Here is a 6,500-nt window from a genome sequence, read left to right as displayed (position 1 = left end):
CAATGCAGTAGAAGACCGACCCCAATTTGCCACCTAAACGAAGTTCCTACTGCATGGCTCCGGGTAAGAGAAAGAGTCGCCGCACCCCTTCGGCCCGCCCGGCCCCGCCCCGTGGCTATTCCACTCTCACTTTCACTCTCACTCTCACTCTCACTTTCACTTTCACCTCCGCCGTTGCGACGGCGGAGGTGAAGCCCCACGCTCGCCACCCGATGAACCCGCTGCCGCGATTCCTTGGCCTGGCCCTCTTTGTGGTCCTCGCCATCCTCGCCGCCCTTCTCGCCGCGCCGCTCTGGCAGCGTAACGCCCCCGATGCCCCTCCGGCGTCCGCTTCGGCCAGCGTCAGCGCCGCCGTCGCCGACGCCCCGTCGACCGACGCACCGGCCACTGCCGCTCCCGCGCTCCCGGTCTCGCCCCGTTCCACGCCCCGCGTGGTCCATTTTTCCCAACGGCTCCCGCTCGTCTTCGCCCTCATCGGGCTCGTCCTCGCCCTCGCCCTGGTTGTCAGTCTCTCCCTGCGCGCCGGCAGCGCCGCCGACACCCGAGCCCCCTTCGCCGCCACGCGCCAGGAGATCGGCACCCTCACCCGGCTCGCCCAGGACTCCGCCGCCCGCGGCGAAGAACTCTCGCGCGAACGCGACGTCCGGCGCCGCGCCGAAGAGGACGCTCAGCTCAAGCAGGCCCTGCTCGCCCAGTCCGTGGAGGAAAAGATCCGTCTCGGACGCGACCTGCACGACGGCATCATCCAAGCCCTGTACGCCGCCGGCCTGACGCTGGAGTCGATGCGTCCGCTCCTCCGCGCCGATCCCGCCCAGGCCGAACGCCGGCTCGACGAGGTCCGCGCCAGCCTCAACGCCGCGATCCGCGACGTACGCGCCTACATCACGGGACTCGCGCCCGAGAACCTCCGCCGCGCCAGCTTCAGCCGCGGGGTCACCGCCTTGTTCGAACAACTCCGCGCCGGCCGGCCCACCGGCATCGAGATCAAGGCCGACGACGAGGCCGCCGCTGAACTCTCGCTCGAGCAGAACCTCGAAGCGCTCCAGATCGCCCGTGAAGCCATCAGCAACGCCCTGCGCCACGGCGCCGCCACCCAAATCACCGTGCGCCTCCACCGGGGCGACGGCGAAGTCTGCCTGCTGGTGCAGGACAATGGCCGCGGCTTCGACGTCGCCCAGGAACGCGCCGGCGGCTTCGGTCTCGCCAACATGCGCGCGCGCGCCGAACGTCTGGGCGCAACCTTGCGCCTCACCAGCCGTCCAGGCGAGGGCACGCGCGTCGTCGCCAACTTCCCAATACCGCAGCCTCCGGTCGTATGAGCTCTCCCGCCCCGATCCGCGTTCTCATCGTCGACGACAGCGAAGTGGTCCGCGTCGGCCTGCGCGCGCTCCTCGCCACGGAAGCCGACCTCCAGATCGTCGGCGAGGCCGCCACGGTGGGCGCGGCCGTCACCGCCTGCGTCCAGCTCCTGCCCCAGGTCGTGCTGCTCGACATCCGCCTGCCCGACGGCTCCGGGCTCGATGCCTGCCGGCAGATCCTCCGGCGGGCGCCCGACACCCGCGTGCTGATTCTTACGTCCGTGATCGACGACCGGCTCGTGGAGGACGCGATTCGCGCCGGCGCGCACGGTTACCTGCTCAAGGAAATCGACGCCCGCCGCCTGGTTCTCGCGATCCGTGATGTCGCGCTCGGCAAGTCCATCCTCGACCCCGCCGTCACCGCGCGTGTCATGGAACTCGCCCGCACCGGCGGCGCCAGCCCGCGCGAGCGGCTCGCCGATTTATCGCCCCAGGAGAAGCGGGTCCTCGCGCTCCTCGCCGAAGGCAACACCAACAAGGAGATCGGCGTGAAGCTCGGGCTCAGTGACAAGACGGTGAAGAACTACCTGAGCACCGTGTTCGAAAAACTGCAGGTTTCCCGCCGCGCCGAAGCCGCCGCGCTGTATGCGGGCCAGAAGCCAGAGGCCTGAGGCCGGAGGTCGGAAGCCGGAAGCCAGAAGCCGGAGGCCGGAGGGCGGAAATCAGACGTCAGAAGTCGGATGTCAGAGGTCAGTGTCGACAAACGGAGGCCAGAAGCCGGAGGCCGGAAATCAGAGGTCAGACATCAGATGTCAGAGGCCGGAATGGATGCCTGAGGCCTGAAGTCGGAAGCCGGAGGGCGGTGCCGCGGCGAGCCGCTGGCAGAAGATCCGATCGATCGGTCGGATCAGACTGATCAGTCGGACCTCCCCGATGTGCCCGATCGCCCCGATCGTTCACGTCGCCCAGGGGCGGGCGGCCACAAACTTCGCCCAGGCGCGGGCGCGATGGCTGATCACGTTCTTCACGGTTTCGCCGAGCTCTGCGAAGCTCTGCTCGTGGCCGTCGGGGACGAAAAGCGGGTCATAGCCAAACCCCTGCCCTCCGCGCGGCGCGACCAGCAGCCGACCTTCGCAGCGGCCTTCGCACATCAACTCGCGACCGTCCGGCCCGGCGAGCAGGAGCACGCACGTGAAATGCGCCCGGCGCCGCTCGGGCGGCACGTCGCGCATCACCGTCACCAGCTTCGCCAGATTCGCCGCGCTGTCGCCCTGTGGCCCCGCGTAATACGCCGACTCCACGCCCGGCCCGCCGTCGAGCGCATCGACGCACAGCCCGCTGTCGTCCGCAAGCGTCCACGCGTCCGCCGGCAGCTTGGCCCGCAGCGCCAGCGCCTTCTTGCGCGCGTTGCCGACAAACGTCCCGGCATCCTCCACCACGGGCGGCATGCCGCCGACGTCCCGCGCCGACACGATCCGCACCGGCGCGTGCGCCGCGTCCGCGAGCAATTGCAGCTCCGCAACCTTGTGGGCGTTACCGGAGGCGAAGTGGATCAGCATGATGGAGGGAATGAGGGATTGAGGGAGTAAGGGAGTAAGGGGTTGAGGGCGGTCTCCGGTTTTCGTAGCCGCCCCGTCGCTCGTTCTCGTTCTCGTCGCTTGTTCCCGTTCTCGCGCCGCGCGCCGGCGGCGCTTTCGAGAGAAAGAGGAAGAGTACGAGTAAGAGAAAGATCCAAACCGGCCCCCACTCTCACCCTCACTTAGCGGATGCTAAAGACTGTCTCGTCGATGATGAGCTTCTCGGGGTACTGCACTCGCCCGCGCATCAGCAGGTCGCCGTCGAAGTGTTCGTGCTGCACGTCGACCATCCGCACCGCGTGCTCGGGCTTCTCGGGCCGCAGGCCGCTGAAGATGCTCTTCGCCTTGTCGTCCGCGAACAGCATCGGCGCGTGATACACGAACAGGTAGTCGAGCTGCCGGGCGCGCACGAGTTCGCTGATCAGCTGCCCGCCACCTTCGAAGAGCACGCCGGGGATGCGCTCCTCGGCACACTTCTTCCGGAAGTCGGCGAACGGCACGCGCTGCGTCGGCGAATCAAACGTCCACACCGTGATCCCCATGTCGCGCAGCTTGCGCACGTAGCCGAGGCCGCCGTGCGGTGTCGTGACGACGATCGTGTTGGCGTGGAACTCGTCGGTGAAGGCGGTCGGCAGGTTCTTGTCGAGGACCGTGCGCAGCAGCCCGTCGAACACGAAGCGCTTCGGACACCACTCTGGCTCACCGGGCCGCCGGGCGGTCAGCCGCGGATCATCCTTGAGGAGCGTCATGGCGCCGACGGCGATGCCTGGGAACAACCGGCGCCAGCGGTGGACGTCGGCGCGCGAAGCCTCGTTGGTGATCCACTTTGATTCGCCGGTGCGGCAGGCAATCTTGCCGTCGAGCGTGGTCCCGGCCTTGGCGGCGAGAAGCGGCCCGTCCTGGGTGATCCAGTGGTTGAAGATCAGGTTGAGGTCGGTGCACTCGCGCTCGAGCACGCCCGTGATGACCTCAATGCCCGCCGCGCGCAGCACGTCGAACCCGCGGCCGGCGTGCGCCGGATTGGGATCCTTGGCGCCGACCACCACCTGCTTGATGCCCGAGGCGATGATCGCATCGGTGCAGGCGCCGGTCCGGCCGTGCGTGCTGCACGGCTCGAGCGTCACGTACATCGTGGCCCCGGGCCGCGGCTGCTTGCCGCGGGCGAGCAACGCGAGGCGCTCGGCATGCGGCCCGCCGTCGGGGGCGGTGGCGCCTTCGGCGACGACCTGACCGTCCTCGACGATCACGGCGCCCACCATCGGGTTGGGATGCGTGTTGCCCCAGACACTGCGCGCCATCGCCAGGGCCCGGCGCATGAATCCCTCGTGTTGTTCAGGTGTGGTCATGCCAAACGTTGGAGACGGCTCTTCTTGAAACAGTGAACGCCCGCGAGGGCGAAACGAAAGTGGTGGGCGGCGCCGCCGCCTCGAGCGCGACGGCGAACGCACCGCGCGCTCAGCCGCGCACGTAAGGGTTGTGCTGCTTCTCGTCGCCGACCGTCGTCTTCGGCCCGTGGCCGGGGAAGACGACGGTGTTGTCGGGCAGCGTGTAGATCTGCTCGCGGATCGATTTCTCGAGCTGCTCGAAACTCCCGCCCGGCAGGTCGCTACGGCCGACGCTGCCGTTGAAGAGCGCATCGCCGACGATCGCGCAGCCGAGCGCGGGGAAATGGAAAAGCACGTTGCCGGGACAATGACCGGGCACGTGGCGGACCTCGACCTGGTGGCCGAGGGCATCGAAGCGATCGCCCTGCTTCACCCACAGGTCGACGTGCATGGGCTCCAGATTCAGCGTCTCGCCCATGAACCGTTCCATGACCGAAGGATCCTCGATCATGATCTGATCATCGCGGTGCGCGCGGACCTTCGCGCCCGTCTGCCGCACCACCTCGGCGCCGCCCTGCGTGTGATCCCAATGTCCATGCGTGAGCCAGAGCTCGACCAGCCGGCACTTTTTCTCCTGCAGCAAGGGCTCGATCTCGGCCCAAATGTCTCCCGGCGCGTCGACGAGAACCGCCTCACCGCGCTCCGGCGCCATGAGAAGGTAGGCATTGGTTTGAATGGGCCCCGCGGGCAGGACGTGAAGATTCACGCCGCCCAATCCACCGCTTTTGCGGCCTCGCGCAACTCGGGAAATGGGACGGAGTGAAAGTGAGAGCGAAAGTGAGGGTGTGAGGGGGCAGGCCGCTGCCCCGGTCTTTCTCTTACTCTTCCTCTTTCTCTTTCTCTTCCTCTCGCCCGGTCGGCGCGGCCGGGCAGCCGACTCTGAGAGAAAGAGGAAGAGTAAGAGGAAGAGAAAGATTTGGTGGCCGCCCCGCGAGGAGGCGGCCGGAGAACCTCTGTCATGCCCCCCACTTCGCGCTTTCCCTCGGCGCGGACGGCCGCTACCTCCTCTTTCCCTCTATGCCGACACTCAAGTTCGCCGTCCTTGCGGGAGATTACATCGGGCCGGAAGTCATGAACGAGGCGCTGCGCGTCCTCGAACACGTTGCCCGCCAGGAGAACCTCACCCTCGCCTACACCAAGGCCGATGTGGGCGGCGCCGGCATCGACAACCACGGCAAGGCGCTGCCGGACTCCACGCTCAAGGTCTGCAGCGAGTCCGACGCCATCCTCTTCGGCTCCGTCGGCGGTCCCAAGTGGGAGAAGCTCCCGCCCAAGGAGCAGCCCGAGCGCGCCGCGCTCCTGCCGCTGCGCAAGCACTTCACGCTTTTCGCCAACATCCGCCCGGGCCTGTTGTACCGCGAACTCACCGACGCCTCGCCGCTCAAGACCGAGCGCATTCCCGACGGCATCGACATCGTCTGCATCCGCGAGCTCACCGGCGGCCTCTACTTCGGCCAGCCGAAGCAGACCACGACGCTGCCCGACGGTGACGTGCAGGCGGTCGACACGATGATCTATCGCAAGAGCGAGATCGAACGCATCGTCGCCACCGCCATCACCACCGCGCGTTCGCGCAAGCGGAAGCTCTGCTCGATCGACAAGGCCAACGTGCTCGAAACCTCCGTGCTCTGGCGCAAAACCGTGACCGAGTACGTCGCGAAACACGCGCCCGATCTCGAACTCAGCCACATGTACGTGGACAACGCGGCCATGCAGCTCGCGCGCAACCCGAACCAATTCGACGTGTTCGTCACCGAAAACATGTTCGGCGACATTCTCTCCGACGAAATGGCCGTGATCTGCGGTTCGCTCGGCATGCTTTCTTCCGCGTCGCTCGGCGCCGGCCGCAATTCCCTCGGTCTGCCGTTCGGGCTCTACGAACCCGCGGGCGGCACTGCTCCTGATATTGCGGGCAAGGGCATCGCAAATCCGTGCGCGCAGATTCTGTCGGTCGCGTTGATGCTGCGCTTCAGTTTCGGCCTTGAAAAGGTCGCGACGCGCATCGAGACCGCCGTCAAATCCGCTGTCACCTCCGGCACGCGGACCGGTGACATCGCGTTCGGAAAGCCGTCGGTCTCCACACGCGAAATGACGGACGCCATCATCGCGCGGCTGTAAGATCCCTTCACGCTCGGCCGCGATTTCTTTCTGAATCTCAATCAGCGGCCGCGCAAAATTCCGTCAGAAGTATCCGGACATTATGCGCGAGTATCCGGACATTATTCCGGAGTATCTGGACA

General features: G+C 67.0%; 6 protein-coding genes. 3 read left to right on the top strand and 3 right to left on the bottom strand.

What is annotated here, in order from left to right; all coding sequences use genetic code 11:
- Window positions 1-212: 212 nt before the first annotated feature.
- Window positions 213-1,319 (top strand): sensor histidine kinase, encoded by a 1,107-nt coding sequence (locus DB354_RS03625; RefSeq protein ID WP_158277349.1) that lies wholly within the window; start codon window positions 213-215, stop codon window positions 1,317-1,319.
- Complete coding sequence (locus tag DB354_RS03620; protein ID WP_107834053.1) at window positions 1,316-1,969, top strand: response regulator transcription factor; 654 nt, start codon at window positions 1,316-1,318, stop codon at window positions 1,967-1,969. Before DB354_RS03625 ends, DB354_RS03620 begins: the two co-directional genes overlap by 4 nt.
- 285 nt (window positions 1,970-2,254) lie before the next feature.
- Here DB354_RS03620 and DB354_RS03615 read toward each other — a convergent pair whose 3' ends face one another.
- The 3 genes from DB354_RS03615 to DB354_RS03605 form a co-directional block, all read right to left on the bottom strand.
- Window positions 2,255-2,857, bottom strand: a complete 603-nt coding sequence (locus tag DB354_RS03615; protein ID WP_107834052.1) for a non-canonical purine NTP pyrophosphatase — start codon at window positions 2,855-2,857, stop codon at window positions 2,255-2,257.
- A 200-nt stretch (window positions 2,858-3,057) separates the two neighbouring features.
- Window positions 3,058-4,221, bottom strand: a complete 1,164-nt coding sequence (ribD, locus tag DB354_RS03610; RefSeq protein WP_107834051.1) for a bifunctional diaminohydroxyphosphoribosylaminopyrimidine deaminase/5-amino-6-(5-phosphoribosylamino)uracil reductase RibD — start codon at window positions 4,219-4,221, stop codon at window positions 3,058-3,060.
- A 109-nt stretch (window positions 4,222-4,330) separates the two neighbouring features.
- Window positions 4,331-4,966 carry an MBL fold metallo-hydrolase gene (locus DB354_RS03605; protein WP_107834079.1) on the bottom strand — a complete coding sequence of 212 codons (636 nt, stop codon included), beginning with the start codon at window positions 4,964-4,966 and terminating at the stop codon, window positions 4,331-4,333.
- A gap of 311 nt (window positions 4,967-5,277) precedes the next feature.
- Between DB354_RS03605 and leuB the strand changes: the two genes are divergently transcribed.
- On the top strand, window positions 5,278-6,378 hold the full coding sequence (gene leuB / locus DB354_RS03600; RefSeq protein WP_107834050.1) for a 3-isopropylmalate dehydrogenase: 1,101 nt from the start codon (window positions 5,278-5,280) through the stop codon (window positions 6,376-6,378).
- Window positions 6,379-6,500 lie beyond the last annotated feature (122 nt).

Origin of the sequence: Opitutus sp. ER46 (assembly GCF_003054705.1) — a bacterium.
Lineage (GTDB): Bacteria > Verrucomicrobiota > Verrucomicrobiia > Opitutales > Opitutaceae > ER46.
The sequence above is the reverse complement of the archived record's forward strand: the minus strand, read 5'-3'. Positions and strand labels throughout refer to the sequence as shown.

Bases quoted from the DNA above. Each gene is read 5' to 3' on its own strand.
- DB354_RS03625 (WP_158277349.1), top strand. From the start codon at position 213: ATGAACCCGCTGCCGCGATTCCTTGGCCTGGCCCTCTTTGTGGTCCTC.
- DB354_RS03620 (WP_107834053.1), top strand. From the start codon at position 1,316: ATGAGCTCTCCCGCCCCGATCCGCGTTCTCATCGTCGACGACAGCGAA.
- DB354_RS03615 (WP_107834052.1), bottom strand. From the start codon at position 2,857: ATGCTGATCCACTTCGCCTCCGGTAACGCCCACAAGGTTGCGGAGCTG.
- ribD (WP_107834051.1), bottom strand. From the start codon at position 4,221: ATGACCACACCTGAACAACACGAGGGATTCATGCGCCGGGCCCTGGCG.
- leuB (WP_107834050.1), top strand. From the start codon at position 5,278: ATGCCGACACTCAAGTTCGCCGTCCTTGCGGGAGATTACATCGGGCCG.